Annotated in this window: 19 protein-coding genes and 1 pseudogene; 9 read left to right on the top strand and 11 right to left on the bottom strand. The window is 55.3% G+C overall.

The features are described 5' to 3' along the window. Window positions 1-15: 15 nt before the first annotated feature. The 7 genes from TURPA_RS23790 to TURPA_RS11645 form a co-directional block, all read right to left on the bottom strand. A complete protein-coding gene (locus TURPA_RS23790; protein WP_169314419.1) occupies window positions 16-1,020 on the bottom strand; it encodes a hypothetical protein in 1,005 nt (334 codons plus the stop codon). Between the two features lie 13 nt (window positions 1,021-1,033). Then, the gene (locus TURPA_RS11670) at window positions 1,034-1,939 is read right to left on the bottom strand and encodes a hypothetical protein (protein WP_014803506.1); all 906 of its coding nucleotides are present in this window, start codon (window positions 1,937-1,939) and stop codon (window positions 1,034-1,036) included. 2 nt (window positions 1,940-1,941) lie between these two features. Beyond that, window positions 1,942-2,475 (bottom strand): RNA polymerase sigma factor, encoded by a 534-nt coding sequence (locus tag TURPA_RS21860; RefSeq protein ID WP_014803505.1) that lies wholly within the window; start codon window positions 2,473-2,475, stop codon window positions 1,942-1,944. Between the two features lie 115 nt (window positions 2,476-2,590). Beyond that, window positions 2,591-3,868: a tetratricopeptide repeat protein gene (locus TURPA_RS11660; RefSeq protein ID WP_014803504.1), complete on the bottom strand. Its 1,278-nt coding sequence runs from the start codon at window positions 3,866-3,868 to the stop codon at window positions 2,591-2,593. Beyond that, window positions 3,869-5,374: a PP2C family protein-serine/threonine phosphatase gene (locus tag TURPA_RS11655; RefSeq protein WP_014803503.1), complete on the bottom strand. Its 1,506-nt coding sequence runs from the start codon at window positions 5,372-5,374 to the stop codon at window positions 3,869-3,871. Between the two features lie 6 nt (window positions 5,375-5,380). Next, window positions 5,381-5,716 (bottom strand): STAS domain-containing protein, encoded by a 336-nt coding sequence (locus TURPA_RS11650; protein ID WP_014803502.1) that lies wholly within the window; start codon window positions 5,714-5,716, stop codon window positions 5,381-5,383. Further along, a complete protein-coding gene (locus TURPA_RS11645) occupies window positions 5,713-6,648 on the bottom strand; it encodes a hypothetical protein (RefSeq protein ID WP_014803501.1) in 936 nt (311 codons plus the stop codon). Before TURPA_RS11645 ends, TURPA_RS11650 begins: the two co-directional genes overlap by 4 nt. Window positions 6,649-6,770: 122 nt before the next feature. Between TURPA_RS11645 and TURPA_RS11640 the strand changes: the two genes are divergently transcribed. Next, window positions 6,771-7,484: a PspA/IM30 family protein gene (locus TURPA_RS11640; protein WP_014803500.1), complete on the top strand. Its 714-nt coding sequence runs from the start codon at window positions 6,771-6,773 to the stop codon at window positions 7,482-7,484. Between the two features lie 10 nt (window positions 7,485-7,494). Here TURPA_RS11640 and TURPA_RS11635 read toward each other — a convergent pair whose 3' ends face one another. After that, window positions 7,495-8,289 carry a TrmH family RNA methyltransferase gene (locus tag TURPA_RS11635; protein ID WP_169314418.1) on the bottom strand — a complete coding sequence of 265 codons (795 nt, stop codon included), beginning with the start codon at window positions 8,287-8,289 and terminating at the stop codon, window positions 7,495-7,497. Window positions 8,290-8,330: 41 nt separating this feature from the next. On the opposite strand from TURPA_RS11635, the gene pyrC reads away from it, so the two are divergent. Together pyrC and TURPA_RS11625 are read left to right on the top strand one after the other, a co-directional pair. Further along, window positions 8,331-9,380: a dihydroorotase gene (pyrC, locus tag TURPA_RS11630; RefSeq protein ID WP_014803498.1), complete on the top strand. Its 1,050-nt coding sequence runs from the start codon at window positions 8,331-8,333 to the stop codon at window positions 9,378-9,380. Further along, entirely contained in the window at window positions 9,377-10,165 is a 789-nt protein-coding gene (locus tag TURPA_RS11625) for a DUF2490 domain-containing protein (protein WP_014803497.1), read from the top strand. The genes pyrC and TURPA_RS11625 overlap by 4 nt, the downstream gene beginning before the upstream one ends. Here TURPA_RS11625 and TURPA_RS11620 read toward each other — a convergent pair. Beyond that, window positions 10,162-11,166 carry a 2-oxoacid:ferredoxin oxidoreductase subunit beta gene (locus TURPA_RS11620; RefSeq protein WP_014803496.1) on the bottom strand — a complete coding sequence of 335 codons (1,005 nt, stop codon included), beginning with the start codon at window positions 11,164-11,166 and terminating at the stop codon, window positions 10,162-10,164. The two genes, TURPA_RS11625 and TURPA_RS11620, sit on opposite strands and share 4 nt — an antisense overlap. Before the next feature lie 11 nt (window positions 11,167-11,177). After that, on the bottom strand, window positions 11,178-13,040 hold the full coding sequence (locus tag TURPA_RS11615; protein ID WP_014803495.1) for a 2-oxoacid:acceptor oxidoreductase subunit alpha: 1,863 nt from the start codon (window positions 13,038-13,040) through the stop codon (window positions 11,178-11,180). Between the two features lie 172 nt (window positions 13,041-13,212). On the opposite strand from TURPA_RS11615, the gene TURPA_RS21855 reads away from it, so the two are divergent. After that, window positions 13,213-16,305 (top strand): hybrid sensor histidine kinase/response regulator, encoded by a 3,093-nt coding sequence (locus tag TURPA_RS21855; RefSeq protein ID WP_014803494.1) that lies wholly within the window; start codon window positions 13,213-13,215, stop codon window positions 16,303-16,305. A 4-nt stretch (window positions 16,306-16,309) separates the two neighbouring features. On the opposite strand, the gene TURPA_RS11605 is transcribed toward TURPA_RS21855, so the two are convergent. Further along, a complete protein-coding gene (locus TURPA_RS11605) occupies window positions 16,310-16,774 on the bottom strand; it encodes a TIR domain-containing protein (protein ID WP_041948483.1) in 465 nt (154 codons plus the stop codon). A gap of 98 nt (window positions 16,775-16,872) precedes the next feature. Between TURPA_RS11605 and sqr the strand changes: the two genes are divergently transcribed. The 5 genes and pseudogenes from sqr (at window position 16,873) to aepY (ending at window position 24,120) form a co-directional block, all read left to right on the top strand. Then, window positions 16,873-18,108, top strand: a complete 1,236-nt coding sequence (sqr, locus tag TURPA_RS11600) for a type III sulfide quinone reductase, selenoprotein subtype (protein WP_014803492.1) — start codon at window positions 16,873-16,875, stop codon at window positions 18,106-18,108. A 66-nt stretch (window positions 18,109-18,174) separates the two neighbouring features. After that, window positions 18,175-18,747: a TusE/DsrC/DsvC family sulfur relay protein gene (locus TURPA_RS23885; RefSeq protein ID WP_014803491.1), complete on the top strand. Its 573-nt coding sequence runs from the start codon at window positions 18,175-18,177 to the stop codon at window positions 18,745-18,747. A gap of 53 nt (window positions 18,748-18,800) precedes the next feature. Next, window positions 18,801-21,206 (top strand): annotated as a pseudogene (gene ppsA, locus TURPA_RS11585) (phosphoenolpyruvate synthase). A gap of 148 nt (window positions 21,207-21,354) precedes the next feature. Then, the gene (aepX, locus tag TURPA_RS11580; protein WP_014803490.1) at window positions 21,355-22,965 is read left to right on the top strand and encodes a phosphoenolpyruvate mutase; all 1,611 of its coding nucleotides are present in this window, start codon (window positions 21,355-21,357) and stop codon (window positions 22,963-22,965) included. Beyond that, window positions 22,966-24,120: a phosphonopyruvate decarboxylase gene (aepY, locus tag TURPA_RS11575; RefSeq protein WP_014803489.1), complete on the top strand. Its 1,155-nt coding sequence runs from the start codon at window positions 22,966-22,968 to the stop codon at window positions 24,118-24,120. The last annotated feature ends 1 nt before the right edge of the window (window position 24,121 follow it).

The following is a 24,121-nucleotide window of genomic DNA, read 5'->3' as shown; positions in this document are numbered from 1 at the left end:
TTGACCGCACAGCGGTCAAAAACCAATTTCTGCACCCAGAGTTATTGAAATTATCTGAGGGTTCTGCGCGGGACTCTTCAGGGCTCGCTCAAAATCGGCAGTAAAACCACCTGGTATTGCTGAGCCGTTTTGAAGCGTGCCGTCGAAGATACGATCGTAAAAGACCCGATAATAAGCGGCGCCGAGCCTTAAGCGCAACGATTCAGAGAGACTATATGAGTATGAAAGCTGGCCTTGCAGGGTGAAAGCCGATGTCTTTCCCGCAGCTGCGGCGCTAGCGGGAAAAGGATTCGTGGGTGGAATAAACCTAAGATCAAGGTTTGCCTCATTTAACGAATACCCTGGTTGAACCTCGAGGCGAATATCGTGGGCACTCTTTTTAGAGCCTAGATTACCGAGCAGCGAGACGACCAACGATGGCGAAACAAAAACCGACGCATGCGCCGCAGTCGCCTCATAATCGGGGGGGGCGCCGGGTTGTGGCACCGTCTGCACGAGCACATGGCGGTAGAAGGCCGTCGCAACACCCACGCCCCAGATGGGGGAGAAAGTGTAGTGCCCGGTCAGCTGGGCCCCAAAGGCACCGGCGGCAAATGCCTGATCAAAACCGGGTGGCCCATCGGTCGAAAGCCTTTGAAATGTTGAAAAACCGTACATGCCTGACGCAGCAAAAAGCCACGTATCGCGTTTTTCGGCTTTATCATCAGTTGCTGTACTGGTTGGCGCGTCGGTACGAATCGTACGGCCGTCGTCGGTCAAGAATACCGATGTCTTGTCGTCTTGTGCCACGAGTCTCGCCTTAACCGTCTGGTCTTTATACTTCACATCTTGCAGCTCGATTTGTTTTTCATCGAGAATAAGCTTGCTGACATTTGCCTTGGCAATCTGTAGTTTGCCATAAGGGCTTTGAAAGATATAACGGTCTTTGCGCTCTTGTAGAATGCGCCCGCTGATGACATCTCCGTTTTTTTGCACAATCACCGTCGCCATGAGCGCGGGAGTACATACCAGCAAAGCCAAGAATATCCGCATTTTAGTTCACCGCGATGTTTAGAATATCGCTCTCGCGCACCGTCATTCGACCCGCTGAACTTTCGAGAACCACCTTACCCTGCGATGTCGCGACAACTTTACCAGAAAGCCTGTCACCATTCTTGAGTTCGACGGCCACGCTCTTGCCCGCAAGGCGTGCATAGCGTGAAACGGACTTCGGTTCTTCGACTGGCTTCGCTGCCTCGGGCAGATCTCGTTCGATAGGTTGTGCGCCGACCACAGCGGCAAACGGAGCCGCAAGTTCACGCGCGCGCCACGATTTCGCTGCGGCATCAAATTCCATAAGCCGAATTTTGCCTTCGGTGAGGCTGACTGCGGTTCCCGTTGGGGAGATTTGAATGGTAAATGCAGTGCCGAGTGGTTCGAGTGCACCGCCGGGAAATATAAACTGCGTGCGGCGCTCTAGTTCAGCATGCTGCAACGTTACTGACCAGTTACCGGTTTGCAGAACAATCTTGTCGGCATTGCCCGAGATGCGCTCGATGCTGCCGCCGCTCACCGATTCGATGCGCAGGCCACGGGCAACAATCACGGTGCCTGCTTTCTGCGGCTGAACAGCGGTAATTTCAACCAGGGGCACCTGCAACGGGGCTGTCGCGCGGTTCATAAGAAAGAATGCACCGCCGATTGTGGCGGCAAGCGCCACCGCAAAAACCGGGGCCGCAGGCGTTGACATGAACTCTTTTAATCTCTGCAAGAGCGTGGGCGCCCCGGCACCTGCTGCGATATTCGCCTGTATGCCCTGCCAAACGGCAGCCGGCGGCGCCTGATCAATTTTTGACCGCGTCGCGCGCACGGGCGCCTCTGCCGCAGAGCCCGGCCTTGGGGTACCATTCTCTTCTTGCAGAAATTGGAGTATGTCATTTGCCAGGTCGTTTTTTTTCATCGTTAACCCTGCAGTGCCTCTACGGCATTCAGCCAGCCTCTGCCGCGCAATTCTGCGCGCAGTTTCGTCACAAGTTTTTCGATATCGCGGCGAATCTGCCTTTCGCTTTTCTTCAGTGCAACGGCGATTTCAGCCTGGGTGAGGCCAAGATACCAGCGCATTTCGAACAACTCACGCTCTTTTGCGGCGAGCGTGCCCACCGAGTCTTGTAATGCCTGCATGAGTTCACGGTCGCCCGCGTCACCTGGCGCGGCATCGGCGGCCAGGTTTTCAAGCAGGGCGTCGCCACCAGCGTAGCGCTTTGCGAAAGCCGATTCATGAAAAAGCTGATGCCTTGCAATCTGGTAAAGATAGGCTCGCGCATTGGCTATATCCGCCGAACGGCTTAACCGAACGTAGAGACGGGTAAAGGATTCCTGTACAATATCTTGCGCCAGGTCGGCGCCCGCTTTTTTTACGAGATAGCCGTACAAACGGGCCCCCTCGCTGTTAAAGAGGTCGCGCAGCAATTCATCTGGTTCTTTTTGCCGTGCCACCGCACCGCCAGAATCTGATCGAGCATAGCTCGCACAACAATTTTACAGGGAACAAGCGGCTGGCGACACCGATTTTTTGCTATACCCCTGCCCATAAAGGGAAGAGTCTGCCGGTTCATTTACCGGACACGTTTTCTTGTGACGAGATGTCAGAACGGGGAATGCGCAGACGCCCGCTTTCATTGACAATCACGACGTGTGTGGCATTGCTTGCGGTGAGGCGACCGGTAATCACTGCACCGTCATGCGTTCTGACGCGCACGGTGCGAACCAATGCTGCCACGGGCGGCGCACTTTGTGTCGCCAGAATCTGCCGGTAAACTGCCTCGCCGGCAAGGCTCGTGTCAGTGGCGTTTGCACTCTGGCCGAGCTGGCCGATAGCCGCCAGAAAGCTCGTGTCGCCGAAGATTTCAGCGCGCTTGGTCGCCGCTTCGGCCAGGCGCCTGTCGTTGCGGTAGACCGACCCCATGAGCAAAAGTCGCCGGTTGGCGAGCTGAGCGGCCCCACTTTTCGGTGCCAGGGCGAGCGTGCGCGCATATTCTTCTGCTGCGGCCGCGAATTTTCCCGGACCTTCATAAACCCGGCCACGCAAATAATGATAATCCGGGTCACGACGATTCTCGGCAACCAGGAGTAACGCCTCTAAACTTTCTTTATAGGCCAGAATGCCATAGAGAGATTCGGCGCGGCGCCGCGCGCTCGCCAGGCGCACGGCCTGCGTGCGCTGTTTTTCAAAAGTGTCAAGCCAGGCGATCAGCCGCGCAGCAAGGTGTTGATTCTGCGGCATTGAGGATTTCAGCGTCGTTTGCCATTCTGCGCGTGCCAACGTGTATTCACCCAAAAAGAAAAGACAGTACCCGGCGTGCAACCGCGCAAAGTCATCAACATCTGCCCGCGTGTCGCTGCCGATAACTTTCTTGAACGTGACGAGTGCCTCGGCGAAGTATCGCCGCCGTTCAAGATTATACCCCAAGGTCAGCAGATCGACGCCATTTGCAGCGTAAATATGAGCAGGCGGATCTATACCCGCGAGGCGTTGCAGCGCCGCTATGACCCGGCGCACCAGCTGTTCTGGCACGGTCGGGCCGCCAGCTTGCGCAGCTGGTTCGGCATGTTCACCGAAAGCGGCAAGATTCTGCAGTTCCTGTACTGGCAGCGATTGCGGCTTAAAATATCTGCCGTTCTGGGACTGCTCGGCCTTCAGTCGCACCAACAGGTCTGAAGCATCGACTGCGCTTTCCCGCAGCGACAAGGCGTTTAGCCTGAACTGCAGCTCATGGGTCTGCACTTCAGTCGTGTAACGCAAAAAGCTCAGCGCCGCTACCAACGACAGTAAAGCCAGCGGCAGCATAACCGCATGGTAAAACGAAGGTCTGTAAACGGGACTCTGCATCTAGATGCGTGCGATACTGAGCAGAGTCACGTCGTCTTCAATTGCCTTTGGGGAGACTGCCGACTGCCATTCAGTCTCGATTGTTTTGTGCATCTCGATCAGGGGTTTGGCCGCATGTTCACCGGCCAGCTTCGCGAGCCGTTCGAGACCAAATGCCACACCCTGACTGTCACGTGTCTCGGTAACTCCGTCAGTGTAGATCAGCAGCCTGTCGCCCGGCGCAAATGTTGCTTCACCATTGTGAAAATCTGCTCCGCCGAGCGGTGCAAAACCGACACTGAGCGATGTGGGGTCTAAGAGTTCGCACATGCCATTTTCTTTCAGCAGCAAAACCTGTGTGTGCGCAGCATTGCAGTAAGTCAACTTTCCTTCTTGCGAAATAACGGCGTAAAAAGCGGTGAGAAAATTGCCGGTCTTCTGCAGGTGCAACGAAAGCTCGTCGTTGACATGAGCCATTGCCAGCGCCGGAGTCGCGTGTTTCTGCACAGCTTCTGCAAATGAAATTTTCGCCATCATGGTTAAGAGCGCCGCCGGTACACCATGGCCCGACGCATCGAATTGCAAAATGCCTGTTGCGCCACCGGGAAGCTCAAAAACATCATAGAAGTCGCCTGAAACCCGGCCGACCGGGCGATAGGTTGCAACCCACTCGATAGTTTTGCCTGTACCCGCCTCTGGCAGAATGCTGCGTTGAATCTCTTCGCCGAGAATCAGGTCGCCTTCAAGATCGAAATTAGCCTTTTCGAGGCGCAGAAGGGTATCTTCGAGCACGCGCGTTTTGTCGGCGAGCGCGTCTTTCATCTGGTAAAACGTTTCGGCCAGATTATCGATTTCGTCAGCACGACCAACTTCTTTATACTCACCTGAAAAATCGCCTGCGGCAAGCTTCTGCGAGGCACCCTCTAGCGAGCGCAAGCGTCGAATAATGACCCGGTAAACAAAAAGCGCAAGAACTGCCTGCGCCAAAAGCGTCACCGCGAGAATGACCAGAGCAAGGTGCATCAGCCTCTGAAATGATTCACGCAATGAGGCAAGCTCGAGCGAACAGGTGAGCACGGTATCGGCTACCCCCTCGCCCGTCGCCACAGGCACAAAAAGATTTGCGGTAAAATCGGTGCGATTGAGGTCGGCAATAAAAAGTCTGCGTTCCGATTCATAAAGGCGCAGCGCCTTGACGACCTGCGGCATGAGCGGCGCCGCCAATTTTTCGTCGCCTCGGTTGATACCGCAGCTTTTTAGCCCTGGTAAACCCTCAGCCCGCAATTTCTGCACCAACGGCCCGGCCGATACGTCTTTTAGATTCGCCAGCATCATCGGCGAACGTAGCTCATGCGCGATACGCAGCGCGGAGTTTTCAGCCATCAAGAGCCCATTGCGGCTAATGAGATCAATTTGTCCACTGCCGATCAGAATATAGATGAGAGAGATATCGAGCGCCGTGATCGCAAGAAAGACAGAAAATATCTTGGTGACAATGGAGATTCTGCGACGGCGACCAGCTTGCACGCGTGGTTAATCCTTCAAGGCATCGCCGAGCGTCGCGTAGAGCCGAATAACGTGTGAGAAACCCAGAAGGTCGTAAATTTTTTTCACCTCGTCGTTCGGTGCCGCAACGCGTATCTCAAAGCCCTTTTGTTTCAAAAGCGAGTGCGATTTTACAGTGACACCGATACCTGCCGAGCTGATGAAGCTGACATGGCTCATATCCAGAATAATGCTGCATGAGGGGTTCTGCGTTTCCATGTCGAGTTCAAGCTTCAGCACGGCGCTACCGGCGGTGTCGAGGCGACCTTCAAGCTGGTAGATCAGGTATTTATCGTTGCTGCGCTTGTTGATGCGTATGCTCATGGTTGTCCTTTCTGTTGCGGTGCTGTCGTTTTTGCGGCACCACCCGTATTCAATTTTACCCGATGCCAGAGGTTGTGCCGTTCTATGAAGCGGTACATCTTCTCTTCAATCGCATCGAGCTCGCTGCGGTAGGGCAGACTCAGATCGTCTTGAAAGGTGATAACATACGTTGTGATACCCCGCACTGCGGTCTTGATGTCCGTTTTTTCGACAGCGCGGGCGATCGCCTGAAACAGCCTCACGGCCAGGCGCGACCGCATATCATGCCTGAACGCGGCATTGTCGGCGACGATCTTGTCGATAATTTCGTCGACTTCAGCGCGAAATGCAACTTCGGGAAAATTGCAAAACCTGCCCGTGAATTGTGCGAGCAGATAACTCAGCTGTGCCTCATCGCCTCTCGCGTAAGCGAGCTCTATGCGGTTATAGAGCTCGCGCGCTTCGGCGTTGAGCGCCTGACGCTGGTTGGTCGTCAGAGAATGCGACACAACGACGTGCACGTCTTCATGCGCATCGAACACCTTTTCAATGCCCGTCATCACCTCTTGCGAGACAATCGACTGAAGGTTCTTGAGCGGCCATTCATACGCCTTGAAAAATTCGTAGGCAAACGTTGTTTTGCGCAGTGCGGCTTCACCCTGCAGGTCGAGTAGAAATGCATTCAGGGTACTCACAAGCGGGTGGTGATCGGCCTCAAACGCATGGGCGTGAAATAGGTGCTTGTAGATGTTCGAGGCGATGCGCCATTCGCGCATTTTTCTCTGCGCCTCGAGGCTTTTCGCCAGGTCACCGCGTGGCTCGGTATCCCGGGTGCCGAAATACATCTGCAGCGGCTGCATGATGTGCTCTTCGGCCACGGCGAAACCTTTTTGGTGCGCCCATTTCAGCAGCAGAATAAAGTTGTCGATTTGGTGCAGGGGTATCTCTTGCATCTCTCGGCTCGCCGCCAAAGCATGCAGATTCGCGCCCGGCCTTAACGAGACAAGTAGATTTTCCCGGCCAGAAACTTCTATAAAAAGACTTGCCCCGCGATTGGGCCGAATGACCCTTACCCATGAGTTTATGGCAACGTTTTAAGCGCGCACTGCGCTCCATTTTCGGCGGCTGGGTTTCTGAAATGGAAGATCCCGCTTTGATTCTCGAACAGAACATTCGCGACATGCGCGATAAGATACCCAAGATGAACGAAAATATCGCGATGCTACGCGCGAACGCAAAGCTCGTCGATAAAGAGAAACAGAAGCTCGAAGGCGAACAGGCGAAATTGATCGCAAACGTGAAGGCAGCGATCGGGCAGAACCGCGAAGACATCGCTGCTGAATACGCGCTGCAGCTCGAACACAATAAGGCGCAGGTGGCAAAACTTGACCAGCAGCTGGCGCAGGCTAACGCCGCGGCAGAAAAAGGCGAACAGGCCAAGGTGGCTTTCATGAAAGAACTCGACAGAAAAACCAAAGAAGCTCTCGACGCGATTGAAACCGCAAAGCGCGCGAAGTGGCAGAAAGAAGTCGCCGACACTATGGAACAATTCACCGCGGGCGGCGTCGACCACACACACGACGAAATGGTCAAGCGTATCGAAAAAGAGAGCGCTATGGCCGAAGTGAAACTCGATATGGCGGTCAGCAAAGGCGACAAGGCGAAAGAGGCGATTGAAGCCGATGCCGAAAAAATTCGCGCCGCCGAACTCGTCAAACAGTTCAAAATCGAAATGGGTGTCAGCGATTCAGGCGGTTCAACCCAGCAACAGACCGGCGTTAAAAATTGATTGAATGAAATTACTCTGGCCGAAGGCCAGAGTAATTTCGCGACATTTTCTCAAGACAAAGGGCGGCGGTCACTGAAACGTTCAGTGACTCCACGCTGCCAGACCCCAAAATCGTGAACTTATAGCCACAACCGGCGACAAAAGCTCCCGGCAGACCCTCTTCTTCGTTGCCCAGGCATGCGACAACGTGCGCCCTGCCAGCGCGCACACAGATTGATTCAAGCGAAGGTAACCTGCCCTTTTCGGGCCTGACCGCCGCAGCGCACCACCAGCCCAGCATTTTGGCCCGCGAAAATAAATCGTGGGCATCTTCGTACACATAACAGTGCGTGAGTGAGACGCCGCCTTCAGCAACACGCCAGGCTGACGCAGTCATTGCCGCGTCATAAGATTTGCGGCTGAAGATGACGTCGCGCACTCCAAAGAAGGCCGTTGTGCGTAATATGGCGCCAACATTGTGCGGATTTTTAACGTCATGCAGACACAGCGTGCTGTGCGAAAGCTCGAGCCCTTCAAGACGCAGCGGCTCGGGTGCATGAATCACCGCAGCAACACCCTGGTGGTGTGAGGTATCGGTAATCTTTTTCAGCTCGGCCGGTGTAACCAGGCGGTAGATCTTGCGCTTTTGCGAAAGATATCTGCAGACTTCTGCAAACCGGGGTGCGTTGGTCTCATCGAAAAACAGACGCTCGATGCGCTCAGGTGCCGCCGCAGCCAAGGCACGCACGGTCGATAGGCCGCAGATCGTCAGCAGGTTATTCTGCACCCCGGAATGTTCGCATTCGGCTGATGCAGTGGCGCGCACTTTTGCACTTGTAGGTGTGTTTCGCGGGTCATTTTCGCTGCATGCCTGCAGCCGCCGGTACCACAATCACGATTATTCAGCCCGACGACTGGCACCTGCACCTGCGCGACGGTGCAGCCCTGGCCGCAGTTCTGCCGCACACCGCCGAACGCTTTGCGCGCGCAATCGTCATGCCGAACCTTAAACCGCCGGTGACGACAGTGGCCGAAGCGATGGGCTACCGTGAACGCATTCTCGCCGCGCTACCTGCGGGCCTGCAGTTCGAGCCGCTGATGACTCTGTACCTCACCGCCAACACGACGCCTGCCGAAATTCGCCGTGCCAAAGCGAGCGGCATTGTGCATGCGGTGAAACTCTACCCTGCAGGTGCGACGACCAACAGCGAAGCCGGGGTGAGCGCGCTCGCCGCAATATATCCCGTGCTTGAGGCGATGCAAGAAGTTGACTTGCCCTTGCTCGTTCACGGTGAAGTGACGGATGCCAATGTCGATGTATTCGACCGCGAAAAAGTTTTTCTGGAAACTGAACTGACGGCGATCATCCAGAAGTTCCCGACGCTGCGTGTCGTTTTCGAGCACATTACTACCCGCGAGGCGGCCGATTTTGTCGAAGCGGCGGCTGGCCGCGTCGCTGCCACAATCACCGCGCACCATCTGCTCATGAACCGCAACGAACTGTTTGCCGGTGGCATCAGACCGCACCACTACTGCCTGCCGGTGTTGAAGCGCGAAGAGCACCGGCAGCGGCTCGTCGCAGCGGCAACTTCGGGTAGCAAAAAGTTTTTCATCGGCACCGACAGCGCGCCGCATGCAAAACACACCAAAGAAAACGCCTGCGGCTGCGCCGGCATGTACACTGCCAACGCAGGCATTGAACTCTACGCAGAAGTTTTCGACGCAGCCGGCGCGCTCGACAGATTGCAGGGTTTCATGTCAGAATTCGGGCCGCAGTTTTACGGTCTGCCCCTCAACTCGAAGTCTGTCACCCTGATCAAGAAACCCAAGGCAATACCCCATGAATTTCCATTCGGCGATCAGACCATTGTACCTTTGCGCGCCGGCGGCCAAACCGAATGGCAAATCGTTTCATGAGGATCTATAGATTACCCTTTGCCAGACCGCTCGCGGCGTTCTTGCTCGCCGCTCATATCAGCCAAAACACGGCGTATGCAGTTAACCGCACCGATGAAGTCAGCCCGCAGGGCTGGCTCGGTTATATCACCTCGTACCGCCTGAGCGAAAAGAATTCGCTCTGGAACGACTGGCATTACGTACCGACATCCTTCTTTTTGTCGCGGCATGGTTTTACCCGGCACCTGAGCCAGCAGGTGAGCGTCACCGGCGGTTATGCGTGGGGCTACCTCACGACCCCCGGTTCGGGATCAGACAGGCTCGACCGGTTTGAACACCGGCCGTGGGCGCAGCTCTTGATGCACCTGCCGCTCAGCACCAAATACACGTTCAGCCACCGCCTGCGTTACGATTCACGGTTCAGACAGAATGTGGCGAACGGCGAAACCGAATCGGGATTTGTGTTTAACCACCGCATTCGTTACATGATTGCCTTTCGCCGACCGATTACGGGGCTCAAACTTTTCAATGAGGCGCCGTTTTTTGTTGTGGGTAACGAGGTGCTCTTGAATTTTGCGCCGCAGATTACCGGCAACCAGCTCGACCAGGTTCGCACCTGGTTCATGCTCGGCTACCAGGTGAACTCGATGACGATTCAAACAGGTTACATGTACCGTTACGTACCTGCATCCACACCTGCGACATTCTACCACTACCACACGGCAACGCTGTGGGTGACGCAGACGTTCGGCTCAGCGAAGGCAGCCGAAACAGACCACGACGATTTGCTACACAGAGATCCCTAAGTTACTTGCCAGGTTTCGCCGGCGGCGAGCAGCTTGCGCAGATCGCCACGACCCTTTTTGGCGACGACGTTCTGCACCTGCTCTTCGACATCTTCTTCGTAGATGCTGCGCGCCTGCTTGAAGAGCACTCCGAACGGTACCGGAATGCCGTTTTTGCCGCCAACCGCTTCGAATGTCTGTAAAAAATGCGGATCGCTCTCGTTATAGACAGCTACCTGATCTGGGTTATCGACCGCCGACACGACTTCGAATGTGCCGTGGTTGAGCTTGAGGCCTTTTTCGTTGTCTTTGCCGAATAGCATTTTCTGGCCGTGCTCGACAAAGATCATCGTGTTGTGGCGGTTTTCTTTGCCAACGACCGGTTCAAAAACTTCGTCGTTGAATATCACGCAGTTCTGCAGAACTTCGACGAATGAAGTGCCTTTGTGCAGATGCGCCTGCTTCACCGTTTTTTCCATGTGCTTCATGTCTTTGTCGTACGTGCGCGCGAGAAACGAACCGCCTGCACCGATCGCGAGGCGCAGCGGCGAAAACGGCGTGTCGAGCGACCCGTCGGGAGTCGATTTCGCAACTGTACCCTTCGCGCTCGTGGGTGAATACTGGCCCTTCGTCAGGCCATAGATTTCATTGTTGAAGAGCAGAATGTTGATGTCGAGGTTGCGGCGCAAAATGTGAATCAGGTGGTTGCCCCCGATCGAAAGCGCATCGCCGTCGCCCGTGACCATCCACACTGAGAGGTCGCGGCGCGTGAGTTTCAGGCCCGAAGCAATCGCCGGCGCGCGGCCGTGAATCGTGTGAAAGCCATAGGTGTTCATGTAATAGGGAAAACGCGACGAACAACCGATGCCCGAAATGAACGCGATGTTCTCGCGCGGTATGCCGAGTTCGGGCATCGTCTTTTGCACCGCGGTCAAAATACCGTAGTCGCCGCAGCCGGGGCACCAGCGCACCGTTTGGTCTGAAGCAAAATCTTTTTTTGTGAGTGTAGCTGTTTCTGCCATTTTTGCGATCCTTATTTTTTCAGCGTGTCGATGATGACCTGTTCGAGTTCTTCGATGCCGAAAGGTCTGCCGCGCACCTTGTTGTACTGCGTCGCGGGCACGAGGTATTTGCCGCGAATGAGGAGCGCGAGTTGTCCCATGTTGAGCTCGGGTATCAAGACCTTTTCGAACGAGCGCAGTACCTTTTCGATGTTACGCGGAAACGGATTCAGGTATTTGAGGTGTGCGTGCGAGACGCTGAACCCCTGCGAGCGTACCCGCAGCACCGCTTCGCGAATGGCTCCGTACGTCGAACCCCAGCCGAGCACCAGTAATCCCCCCTTTTGTTCGGGAAAGGCTGTGAGCTCGGGAATAAAATCGGCAATCTTGTTGATCTTCGCCTGGCGCAGATTCACCATTTTGTCATGGTTATCAGGGTCGTAGTTGATGTTGCCGTTTTCATCTTTTTCGATGCCGCCGATGCGGTGCTCGAAGCCCGGCGTGCCGGGTATCGGCCAACGGCGCGCGAGCGTTTCGGGGTCGCGCCCATAAACCTTGAAGCCTTCGCGCGATTCGCCTCTTTCAATCTTGTTCGTTTCGATCTCGGGCAGGTTTTCCACTTCGGGTAGTTTCCATGGTTCTGAGCTGTTGGCGATGTAAGCATCTGACAGAAGAAAAACCGGAGTCATAAATTTCAGCGCGATGCGCGTCGCCTCGATAGCTGCATCGAAACAATCTGATGGTGAAGCGGCTGCCACGACCGGCACCGGGCTTTCACCGTTACGGCCGTAGAGCGCCATCAAGAGGTCGGTCTGTTCGTTCTTCGTCGGCATGCCGGTCGAAGGGCCGCCACGCTGCACGTCGATGATCACCACCGGCAGTTCAGTCATCACCGCGAGGTTAATCGCCTCTGACTTCAGCGCGATGCCCGGGCCCGACGAAGCAGTGATGCCAAGCGAGCCGCCGTATGAAGCGCCAAGCGCAGCGCAGATGGCTGCGATCTCGTCTTCGGTCTGAAAAGTTTTGATGTTAAAGTTTTTGTACTTCGCGATCTCATGCAAAATGTCTGACGCGGGAGTAATCGGATAACCGGCGTACAGAGCGGGCAGTCCCGAAAGGTCGGTCGCCGCGACGAGACCGAGCGCCAGCGCCGAGTTACCGGTGATGTTGCGGTAGGTTCCCGGTTCGAACTTCGCTTTGGTAATTTCGTAAGAGACGTCGAATAGTTCTGTCGTTTCGGCGAAGTGGTAGCCCGCTTCGAGAACCTGTATATTTGCTTTTGCGAGGTGCGGCTTTTTTGCGAATTGCTGTTCTAGCCACTTTTTCGTTTTTTCGATGTCGCGCTGGTACATCCAGTACGTCAGGCCCAGGGCAAAAAAGTTTTTGCAGCGATCGATTTCTTTGGTGGTCAGGCCCGACTCTGCAAGAGCTCGCCGTGTCGATTCGGTAATCGGCGCGGCGATCAGCCGGTATTTTTCTTTAAGCGCCTCGTCGTCGAGCGGATTCGATTTGTAATCGACCTTGGTCAGATTTTTTTCATCGAACTCGTCTGAATTGACGAGCAACACTCCGCGCTCGCGCAGGTCTTTGAGGTTCGCCTTGAGAGCTGCCGGGTTCATCGCCACGAGCACATCGACCTTGTCACCAGGCGTATAGATGTGATGATCGCCGAAGTGCACCTGAAAACCTGAAACGCCCGCGGTCGTACCCTGCGGCGCGCGAATCTCAGCGGGAAAGTCGGGAAACGTCATCACGTCGTTGCCGGCAAGCCCGGTCACAGAGGTGAACTGTGCACCGACGAGCTGCATGCCGTCGCCCGAGTCACCGGTGAAGCGTACGGTCGCGCCGTGCAAGGTCTTTTTCGATTTTGCGGATTGAGTAATTTCTGCCTGCATTTGCCCTCGAGGTTTATTTGGGCCGGGGCAGCGTTGCCGCCCCCGGCCGCGTGATGTGAGAGCGATTTTTGAGGTGGCGTCGGCGCGCAAACTACAATTAACAATTAAAGAGAAAACGACTTGCAGCGCTGAGTACCCGGCCCCCTAATTGCCCGCTGCCTTTAGACTGCCTATGAGCACCACACCTGAACCCCTAAGCTCCCCCCCGGCGAAAAAGGCATTCGACAGCGTCGAGGCGCAACTCGGGCATTTCTTGAACATCTCAGGCACACCAACGCTGGTCAAAGACAGCGCGTCGCGCATTCTGATCGCGAACGATGCCGCCTGCGAAATTCTCGGAATGCAGCGCGAGGCCATCATCGGCAAGGTACTCATTGAAGAATTGCCGGCCGATGAAATTGAGCATTTTTTACGCATCGACCGCCTCGTGCTCGAGACGGGTGTGCCACATACCTGTGAAGAGAAACTCACCGGTGCCACCGGAAAAACGCACACAGTTATCACCACTAAAACCCGGCATGTTGACGATCAGGGCAAACGCTATCTGGTGGTCGTCTTTATGGATATCACTGGGCAGAGACAATCGGCCGACCGCGTGCGCTTTCAGGGCCAGATGCTCGATGCGATCGGGCAGGCAGTCATCAGCACAGATACGGCAGGGTTTATTACCTACTGGAACCATGCAGCCGAAGAGATTTATGGCTACAAAAGTGAAGAGGTCATAGGCCGCCCCATTTATGAGGTCACTGTACCTCAAGCCTCTGATCAGCAGGCGCATGAAATTATGCAGCAGCTCGCCGCAGGCAATTCATGGTCGGGCGAGTTTGAGGTTAAGCGGCGCGATGGCACGACTTTTCTCGCGCAGGTATTGAATCTGCCGATGACCAATACTGAGGGTGCACTCATCGGCATCATGGGCGTATCGGCCGATATCACCGAAAGCAAAAGCGCCCGGGAGGCAAAGCGCCTCGCCGACCAGATGCTCGAGAAGGCATTTTCTGCTTCACCCGTCGGCATGGCGCTCGTTGGCCTTGACGGCAGATTTTTGCGCGTGAACGCCGCACTCTGCCGCATCGTCGGCATGACCGAAGCCGAACTCACAGCTACAAACTTCCCGGCGATTACACACCCCGACGATGTTGCACGCGACTCACAGGCGTTGCGAGACATGCTCGAAGGCAGGCGCGATAGGTACTTCACCGAAAAACAATACCGCCATAAAGACGGCCACTGGGTACCTGTTCAGCTCAGCGTCTCTGCGGTGCGCAGCGACACAGGTTCACCGCTGCAGTTCGTGTCGATTATGCAAGACATCACCGACCGCAAGCGTGTCGAAAATGCGGCGCGGTTTCAGGCGCAGCTCTTGAATGCGATCAGCCAATCGGTCATAGGTAACGACCCGCAGGGCAATATCACGTTCTTGAACAAGGCAGCAGAAGAACTCTATGGTTACAGCGCGCGCGAGGCCATCGGCATGAGCGTGATAGATTTAACAATGCCCAAAATGTCGCATGAACAGGCGCAAGAGATTCTGACGAGGCTCGCGAAGCGCGAGCCTTGGAGTGGTGAATTTCTGGTGACGCGGCGCGACGGCCGTACATTCATCGCACAGGTTCACAACGCACCGATTACCGACCATGCCGGTAAACTCATCGGCATTATCGGGGTTTCGTCAGATATCACCGAACGTAAACGCGCAGAAACGGAACTTCGGCGCACAAGCGAGTTGCTCGAACGCACGGGAGCCCTGGCCAAAACCGGTGGCTGGCAGGTCGATCTCGAGAGCATGAAGCTGACCTGGACACAGGAAACATTTCGTATTGCAGAACGGGATAGCGCAGTTGAACCTGCGCTCGACGAAGGGATCAATCTCTTCGCGCCCGAAGCGCGCGACACGATCGCAAAAGCTGTTGAAGCCGCCATGACCGAAGGCACTCCTTATGATTTGCAACTGCCGATTATCACCGAAAAGGGCAGACATAAATGGGTGCAGACGCAGGGTTTTGCTGAAAAGAAAGACGGCAAGGTGATCAGAATCTACGGCACTTTTCAGGATATCACCGCAGCGAAACTTGCCGATGAAAAGCGCGAGGCCCTCGAAACGCAACTGCGGCAGTCTCGGAAATTACAGGCGATCGGCACACTCGCTGGCGGCATTGCACACGACTTCAACAATATTATCGCAAGCATACTCGGCAATGTCAGCCTTGCAATTGATGAAACAGACGAGAGGTCTGAAGCACGGCACTCGCTGCGTGAAATTGAGAAATCCGCGGCGCGCGCAAGGGCGCTCGTTCAGCAATTGCTGGCCTTTAGCCGGCAGCAACCGGTTGCCCGGCGCAACACCTTGATTGCACCGATTGTCATCGAGGTGGCACGTCTCATCAAATCGAACTTACCCGAGACGATTCAGCTCGTGACGGAAATCAGAAACCCGGCGGCGGTAGCGCTCGTCGACACGACGCAAATTGAACAGGCGCTGCTCAATATCACCACGAACGCCATGCAGGCGCTGCAGGCTCGGCCTGGAAGAATCGTTCTGGTGCTTGAAACCGTCACCATGACCGACGATCTGCGCGAACGCCACGTGCAATTGAAGACGATCAATACCGGCACCGCGTGCACGCGCATTGTCGTCGAAGACAACGGGCCTGGCATCGCGGCAAACACTCTCGAACGTATTTTCGAACCGTTTTTCACGACCAAGGGCGTGAACGAAGGCACGGGACTCGGCCTATCGGTTGTGCACGGCATTGTTGAAGCACACCAGGGCGTAATGGTGGTTGAAAGCGAACCGGGGGTGCGCACTGCGTTTTCGCTCTATCTCGTCAGTGGTGAAAAAACAGCTACCGGGCCTGATGAAAATCATGCAGCCACCAAAGCCGGCGAAAAACACGGTGGCCACATAGTGTTCATCGACGACGAAGAGTCGATGGTCAGGCTCGTGAAGATCTATCTGCAGCGCCTCGGCTATCGTGTCAGCGGCTATATGCACGCCGAAGATGCACTACAGGCTCTGCGCGAGAACCCCGACGACATCGATCTCGTCATCAGCGACTTCAATATGCCCGGAACCTCGGGCATTCAGGTAGCCAAAGAGGCGCACAAGATTCGCAGCGATCTGAAAGTTGCGCTCGCCTCGGGCTACGTCGACGAATCGATGAAGGCACAGGTTGCGAGTGCCGGCATCGAACTCATCATACCCAAAGCCGACGGCATGGAGCTATTCTGCAATACGGTCGAACTCTTGCTGAGCAAGAATTGACGCCTTAATCGTCATCGTCTTCTTCTTCATCGTCTTCAAATCTGTCGATAGCAGCATCGATCTCTGCCTGAATTCTCTGAAAAGCTGCTTTGGCATTGCCTGAAGCAAACGGCACATAAATCACTCCACCCAATTCTTCAATCTCTTGTGCCCCCTCTTCTTTCATCACGAGCACATTCTCGCGACCGAACGACCCCTGGCAAAAGCCGATCTCATGGATAATTTTCGCGCGCGAACGGGCGGCGCTTTCTTTCGCCGTGAGCATCACGATCGCAAAAGCACACTCTTCTGTGAGTTCTTCGAGCTTTTGTATGTCGGTTCTGCCAGGGGCGAGCGACCCGGCGTAAGGCACAACCTCGTGCGCAAGCTTTTGCTCGATAAATTCGGCAACTTCGTGCCACGAGCTTTCTTCGCCATGCGCCAAAAAAATTGTCAGATAATATTCTTCAACCTCGGCTGATTGGGGCATAGTCCGAGAAGTCGCGCTGAGAGGCCCGACGTCAAGGCAATTTGGCGTGGCTATCAAAATGTGATTGCTCACCATGAGCCGAGGCGCAACACCGGCGCATGAAGCAGGTAGTGATTTTGGGTGGCGGCACGGGGGGCAATATTCTCGCGAATCGCCTGCAGAAAGACCGGCGCAGCGTGCGCTTCGATCTGCAGATCACTGTAGTCGACCCCGAAAAAGATCACCTCTATCAACCCGGCTTGCTGTTTCTACCTTTCGGATCAACCACGCGTGAAAAGATTATCAGACGAAAACGACAACTGCTGCGCAAAGAAATCAGACTCGTCGAACAGTCGGTGACAAGCCTCGACACGATTGCCCGAACCGTGACGCTCGCCGACGGCTCGCTCTTGCCTTATGACGTGCTCGTTGTCGCAACCGGTACGCGCATAGCTCCCGAAGAAACCGAAGGCCTTACCGGTGAGGGCTGGTTCAAAAACCGTTTCGATTTCTACACACTCGAGGGTGCAACCCGCCTGCAGGCGGCGCTGCAAGAGTTTACCGGGGGGCACCTGGTCATCAATATTGTCGACGTGCCGATCAAATGCCCCGTGGCACCGCTTGAATTTGCATTTCTCGCCGACGATTATTTCAAACGCCGTGGCATTCGAAACAAGGTGAAAATTTCGTATGTCACTCCGCTCGATAACGCGTTCACCAAACCTGTGGCAGCGAACGTCTTCAAGAATCTGCTTGCAGAGAAAAATATTGACCTCGTCACTGAATTCAACACCGGCCGCGTTGAAAATAACCAGATCGTTTCATGGGACGACCGCACGGTCGATTTTGATCTGCTCGTCACGGTACCACTGCACAACGGAGCAGAATTTATCAAGAACAGCGACATCGGCGACGATCTGGGGTTTGTGCGCGTCGACAGCGCTACGCTGCAGAACCCGATGCACAAAGAGATTTTCGCGCTCGGCGATGCTACAAGCGTACCCGCCTCAAAGGCGGGTTCGGTTGCACACTTCGAATCAGAGACGGTGCATGAAAATATTATGCGCTTTCTTGCCGGCGACGAGCCGCTCGCCGATTTCGACGGCCATTCGAACTGCTTTATTGAAACCGGTGCGGGCAAAGCGGCGTTGATTGATTTCAGCTATGAAGTAGAGCCTCTGCCCGGCAGCTACCCTTTGCCGTTCTTCGGCCCGCTGCGCCTGCTCAAGGTAACGCGGCTGAACCACTGGGGCAAGCTTGCGTTTAGGCTTATCTATTGGCACCTGATGCTGCCCGCACGCTACCTGCCGATCAGCAGGCATTTTTCGCTGCGCGGCAAACAGAACATAACATAGACACCCGGGTATTTATAGTCGACAATTTGGTCGACTATTTTGGGTTGTCGCCCAAGGAGCTATTCTATGCCGCAAAAGACTTTGGGTACAAAAACGGTCGAGGTCGACGATCAGGGTTTTCTCAAGAACACCGCCGATTGGACAGAAGAGCTGGCTAGGCTCTTCGCCGCCGACATCGGCATCAGCGAACTCAGCGAAGGCCACTGGAAAGTGGTGAAATTCATGCGCGAGCGTTACCTGAAGAATGGCGACTCGCCGTCGATTCGTACGCTGGGCAAAGAATCGGGAGTCAACACCAAAGAACTGTATGCCCTTTTCCCGAAAGGGCCGGCAAAACTCGCGGCGTATGTTGCGGGCATACCCAAATGGCTGCACATACCCACTTGGATTGGCGGCATTCCAGGCATGTCGGCGCTGGTTTCGTGGCGCATGCGTAAATCGATCGAGTCGCTCGACATACCACCGATCGGCGAATTTCTCGAGCTGATTCATGACTCTGGGTGCGGCATGTATGCATGCAAAGCAACGGTCGACATGTTCAAAATGACCAAAGCCGATTTTGTGTCGCCCGTCGACGACATCATTACCGTGGGTGAATTCTATGAGAAGGCACAAGGGGGAGAGATAATTTTCACCTGACTTCTTCGAAACTTTTAGCGGCGCGCTGCCCAAACGAAAACAAAGGAGATCTCATGCCTGCGAATCAATGGATAATCCCTTTCAGTAAAATACGCATCGAAGACGTCGGCATCGTCGGCGGCAAAAATGCGTCTCTCGGCGAAATGTTTCGTGAACTCAGCAGCGCGGGGGTGCGTGTACCCGATGGTTTTGCGGTCACAGCAAATGCATTTCGCGAATTTTTCAAAGAGACCGGCCTCGATAAAAAGATCAGAGAAATTTTTGAGGGACTCGATTCACAGAATATAGAAAATCTGCAACAGCGCGGGCGCGCAGCACGCGAGGCGATACTTGCCGCAGAGATACCGCCTGCGATTCGCCAGGCGATACTCACTGCATATGCTGAGCTCAGCAAAAATAAGCCCGGTGGTGTCGACGTGGCCGTCAGATCGAGCGCCACGGCAGAAGATTTACCCAACGCCAGCTTTGCCGGGCAGCAAGAAACCTACCTCAATGTACACGGCGACGTGGCGGTCATCGGTGCCTGCAGACGCTGCTTCGCTTCGCTTTTCACCGACCGCGCAATCTCTTACCGCCACGACCAGGGCTTCGACCATTTTCAGGTCGCGCTGTCCATAGGTGTGCAGCTGATGGTGCGCTCTGACCTCGCCGCGTCGGGCGTGATGTTCTCAATCGATACCGAAACCGGGTTCAAAAAAGCAGTGCTCATCAGTGCGGCATATGGTCTCGGTGAAAATGTCGTTCAGGGTGCGGTGAACCCCGATGAATTTCGCGTCTTTAAGCCGACGCTGCTCAAGGGCTTTCGACCGATCTTGCAGAAAAAGACCGGCTGAAAAGAATTCAAAATGGTCTATGACGATGGCGGCGGCAAGCTCGTCAAGAATGTGCCGGTGAGCGAAACAGAGCGCGCGGCGTTCGCGATAGGCGACGACGATATTCTGACGCTCGCGCGCTGGGCTTGCACGATTGAAGAACATTACACAAAGAAGCGCGGCAGCTTCTGCCCGATGGACATGGAGTGGGCGAAAGACGGCAAAACCGGCGAACTGTTTATTGTCCAGGCGAGACCCGAAACCGTTCAATCGCAGCGCGACTTCACACACCTCGAGGTTTATAAGCTGAAAGAGACCGGCAAGGTGCTGGCAAGCGGCAACAGCGTCGGCCAGCGTATCGCGACCGGCGTGGTGCGCGTCGTAAAATCGGCGGCGAATCTATCGCTTGTCAAAGACGGCGATATTCTGGTCACTGATCGCACCGACCCCGACTGGGAACCTGCCATGAAAAAAGCGGCAGCGATTGTCACCAACCGTGGCGGCAGAACCTGCCACGCAGCGATCATCAGCCGCGAGCTCGGGTTGCCCGCCGTTGTCGGCGCGTTGAATGCAACCGAATCACTGCGCGACGGCGAGACTGTTACGGTCAGTTGCGCAGAAGGTGACACCGGGCATGTCTATGCCGGTGCGCTGAAATACGAAAAGCAGACGCTCGACTTTTCGAAAACTTCGAGACCCAAAACCAAGATCATGGTGAACGTTGCAAACCCCGACGAAGCCTTTCGCGTCAGCCAGATACCCAACGATGGTGTCGGCCTGGCACGTATGGAATTCATCATCAACAGCTTCATTCGTGTGCACCCTCTCGCCCTCGTGCACTACGATCGCATCACCGACCGTAACCTCAGAGACACCATCGACCTGCTGACGGCCGGCTATGCAGATAAACAGGCATTTTTCGTCGACCGCCTCGCACAGGGTGTCGCGATGATCGGCGCTGCATTCTACCCCAATGACGTCATAGTGCGCATGAGCGATTTTAAGTCGAATGAATACGCCAACCTCATCGGTGGCCGTGAGTACGAACCCGTCGAAGAGAACCCGATGATTGGCTTTCGCGGCGCCTCGCGCTATTACCATGAAAAATACCGCGAGGGCTTCGCACTCGAGTGCAGGGCGATGAAAAAAGTACGCGAAGGCATGGGGCTGAGCAATGTGAAGCTGATGATCCCTTTTTGCCGCACGGTTGAAGAAGGTAAAAAAGTTATCGCCGAGATGGAAAAACACGGTCTCAGGCGGGGTGAGAACGCGCTCGAAATCTATGTGATGTGCGAGATACCCTCAAATGTCATTCTCGCCGACGATTTTTCGCAGGTATTCGACGGTTTTTCCATCGGCTCGAACGATCTGACACAGCTGGTTCTCGGGGTCGACCGCGACTCAGAAATCGTCGCGCCGATCTTTAACGAACGCAACCCTGCCGTCACGGCGATGATTGCCAATGTCATCAAGGCGGCGCGCAAGCGCGGCCGTAAAATCGGTATCTGCGGCCAGGCGCCGAGCGATTATCCCGAATTTGCCGAGTTTCTCGTGCGCGAGGGTATCGACAGCATCTCTCTCAACCCCGATGCAGTGCTCAAGACCACTGCGCAGATAGTCGAGGTCGAAAAAGCTCTTGGGCGCTGAAATACATCCTATCGTATAGAATGAGGATTCACCCCGCGAGGCCGCCAATGGGCCTGCTTAGGCTTTCTCACCTGTCTCTGATTTTTAATTTGACCTGTTGAGCATCGGGGCCGATGCGCACAGACCTTCTACGGAGACTCCCTTTATAATGCTGAAAAAGACCACTCAACTCAAAAATATGCTGCTGTCGTCAGAACTCGAATTTCTGATGGAAGCGCACAACGGCCTCAGCGCCAAGATCGCCGAAGAAGCCGGGTTTAAAGGCATCTGGGCGAGCGGCCTTTCTATTTCTGCCGCGCTCGGTGTTCGCGACAATAACGAAGCCAGCTGGACACAGGTTCTTGAAGTCACCGAGTTCATGAGCGATGCGACGAAGGTGCCGATTCTGCTCGATGGCGACACGGGTTACGGTAACTTTAACTCGATGCGCCGGCTCGTGCGCAAGCTCGAACAGCGCGGCGTTGCAGGCGTATGCATCGAAGATAAACTTTTTCCCAAAACTAACAGTTTCATCAACGGTTCAGAGCAGCCGCTCGCCGAAATCGCAGAATTCTGCGGCAAGATCAGCGCGGGTAAAGATGCGCAGACCGATTCTGACTTCGTCATTGTCGCGCGCGTCGAGGCATTTATTGCAGGCTGGGGGCTCGGCGAGGCGATCAAGCGCGCTGACGCATACCGCAAGGCCGGCGCCGACGCAATTCTCATTCACAGCGCGCTCAGAAAACCTGATGAAATTCTCGCGTTTCAGAAAGAATGGGCAGGCCGCAGCCCGGTCGTGATTGTGCCGACGAAATATTACGCGACGCCGACCGAAGTTTTTCGCGATTATAAATTCTCGATCGTGATTTGGGCCAACCACCTGATGCGCTCTGCCATCACCGCAATGCAGCAGACGGCTGCAACGATCTATAAAGACCAGAACCTGCTGAACGTCGAAGAAAAAGTCGCTTCGGTCGGCGAAGTTTTTCGCATTCAGGGTGCCGACGAACTCGAAGACGCCGAGAAGCGTTATCTGCCGACAACAGCCGCGCCGGGCGCCATTGTACTGGCGGCGTCACGCGGCGAAGAACTGGGCGATCTCACCAAAGATATGCCGAAGGCAATGGTTGCAATTGGCGGCAAACCGCTCGCGCAGCACATCGTCGACAGCTACCGCAGCGTCGGCGTCAAAGATATCACGATTGTGCGTGGCTACAAAAAAGAAGCTTTTAATCTATTGAATGTCGACTACGCCGACAACGATAACTTCGCAGGCACGCAAGAGCTCGGCTCGCTCGCAAAAGCGATGGGCAAGATTCAGGGCGAGGTATTCATTTCATATGGCGATGTGCTTTTCAAGAAATACATTGCGCAAGAGCTCATCGACAACAAGGCAGACATCGTCGCGGTTGTCGACTATGACTGGCAGACGAGCCGCAACTCGGCCCGTTACGCTGACTACGTTTCGTGCAGTGAACCACAATCGACCAAAGCGTTTTACCACGAGGTGCGCCTCACCGGTATCGGCAGCGATATGCCAGAAAACAAACGCCATGGCGAATGGGCGGGCATTATTCGGCTCTCGGCAAAAGGTTCTGCGATCGTGCAAAGCGTGCTGACTGAATTACAAAAAGACAAGGCATTCAACACCCTGCGCATGTCTGACCTGCTGCGTACGATCATCGAAAAAGGCCATGATGTGCGCGTCGTCTACACTTCGCGCGCGGGCTGGCTCGACATCGACAACCTCGAAGACGTTCTCGCAGGTGGTAGTTTTTAAATGATCAAAGCATCGACATTCATCGAAGAAGCGAAGGCTGCGGGTTTTTCGCTCTATACCGGAGTTCCGTGTTCTTACCTGAAGCCTTTCATTAACTATGTCATCGACGCTCCCGACCTCGATTATATCGGCGCAACCAATGAGGGCGATGCAGTGGCCATTGCTGCCGGCGCTGAAATAGCCGGCCGGCGCAGCGTCGTCATGTTTCAGAACTCAGGTTTTGGCAACACGGTCTCACCGCTGACATCGCTCAACATGATCTTCAAAATTCCGTCGCTCGTGATTACGACGTGGCGCGGCGAACCGGGCGGCCCTGCTGACGAACCGCAGCATGAGCTGATGGGCCAGATCACGGGCGAACTGTTTGACCTGATGCGCATTCCGTGGGAGCTTTTCCCGTCAGAAGAAAGCGAAGTGAAACCCGTGCTTGCACGGGCAGTCGCACACATGCAGAAAACGGGAACTCCTTATGGGTTGATCATGAAAAAAGATGTGGTCGCCCCGCATGCGTTGACAACGCGCGCCGGCAATAAACCGCAGGGCGCGATCAACGCGCGGCCCGCGGCGTGGCAAGATGCCGCCTTGGCGCGACCAACCCGTGGTGAAGTGCTCGCCGAGGTGCAGAAACAGGCGGTGAAACCCCACGCAGTGGTGGCCACAACCGGCTTTACCGGCAGGGCGCTCTATGCGCTCTCTGACCTTGAGAACCAGCTCTACATGGTAGGTTCGATGGGTTGTATTTCAAGTTTTGCGCTGGGTATCGCGCGTGCGAAAACTGACCGCAAGGTGATCGCGCTCGACGGCGACGGTGCATACCTCATGCGCATGGGCTCGGCGGCGACGCTCGGCTTTGAGAGGCCACAAAACCTCGTGCATGTTCTGCTCGATAACGAAGTGCACGACTCTACCGGTGCGCAGGCAACGGTTTCGGGTACAGCTGACCTAAGCCTCGTCGCGCACGCGTGCGGCTACCCTCAGGTCTATCGCTGTGCGACGATCGCTGAATTTGCGGCGCAGCTAAAGCAGGCGCTCGCTGGCAATGAGCTGACTCTGATACACATTAAAACGGCGCCGGGCGAGAACCCGAACCTACCGCGCCCCAAAGTCACGCCTGTTCAGGTGGCCGAGCGCTTTCGCCAGTATCTGCAAGGCTGAT

It is taken from the genome of Turneriella parva DSM 21527 (genome assembly GCF_000266885.1).
Taxonomy (GTDB): Bacteria; Spirochaetota; Leptospiria; order Turneriellales; family Turneriellaceae; genus Turneriella; species Turneriella parva.
This window is presented reverse-complemented; position numbering and strand designations above follow the sequence as displayed.

Coding starts and splice junctions, on each gene's coding strand:
- TURPA_RS11670 (WP_014803506.1), bottom strand. CDS start 1,939: ATGAAAAAAAACGACCTGGCAAATGACATACTCCAATTTCTGCAAGAA.
- TURPA_RS11660 (WP_014803504.1), bottom strand. CDS start 3,868: ATGCAGAGTCCCGTTTACAGACCTTCGTTTTACCATGCGGTTATGCTG.
- TURPA_RS11650 (WP_014803502.1), bottom strand. CDS start 5,716: ATGAGCATACGCATCAACAAGCGCAGCAACGATAAATACCTGATCTAC.
- TURPA_RS11645 (WP_014803501.1), bottom strand. CDS start 6,648: ATGCAAGAGATACCCCTGCACCAAATCGACAACTTTATTCTGCTGCTG.
- TURPA_RS11640 (WP_014803500.1), top strand. CDS start 6,771: ATGAGTTTATGGCAACGTTTTAAGCGCGCACTGCGCTCCATTTTCGGC.
- pyrC (WP_014803498.1), top strand. CDS start 8,331: ATGCCTGCAGCCGCCGGTACCACAATCACGATTATTCAGCCCGACGAC.
- TURPA_RS11625 (WP_014803497.1), top strand. CDS start 9,377: ATGAGGATCTATAGATTACCCTTTGCCAGACCGCTCGCGGCGTTCTTG.
- TURPA_RS11620 (WP_014803496.1), bottom strand. CDS start 11,166: ATGGCAGAAACAGCTACACTCACAAAAAAAGATTTTGCTTCAGACCAA.
- TURPA_RS11615 (WP_014803495.1), bottom strand. CDS start 13,040: ATGCAGGCAGAAATTACTCAATCCGCAAAATCGAAAAAGACCTTGCAC.
- TURPA_RS21855 (WP_014803494.1), top strand. CDS start 13,213: ATGAGCACCACACCTGAACCCCTAAGCTCCCCCCCGGCGAAAAAGGCA.
- TURPA_RS11605 (WP_041948483.1), bottom strand. CDS start 16,774: ATGCCCCAATCAGCCGAGGTTGAAGAATATTATCTGACAATTTTTTTG.
- sqr (WP_014803492.1), top strand. CDS start 16,873: ATGAAGCAGGTAGTGATTTTGGGTGGCGGCACGGGGGGCAATATTCTC.
- TURPA_RS23885 (WP_014803491.1), top strand. CDS start 18,175: ATGCCGCAAAAGACTTTGGGTACAAAAACGGTCGAGGTCGACGATCAG.
- aepX (WP_014803490.1), top strand. CDS start 21,355: ATGCTGAAAAAGACCACTCAACTCAAAAATATGCTGCTGTCGTCAGAA.
- aepY (WP_014803489.1), top strand. CDS start 22,966: ATGATCAAAGCATCGACATTCATCGAAGAAGCGAAGGCTGCGGGTTTT.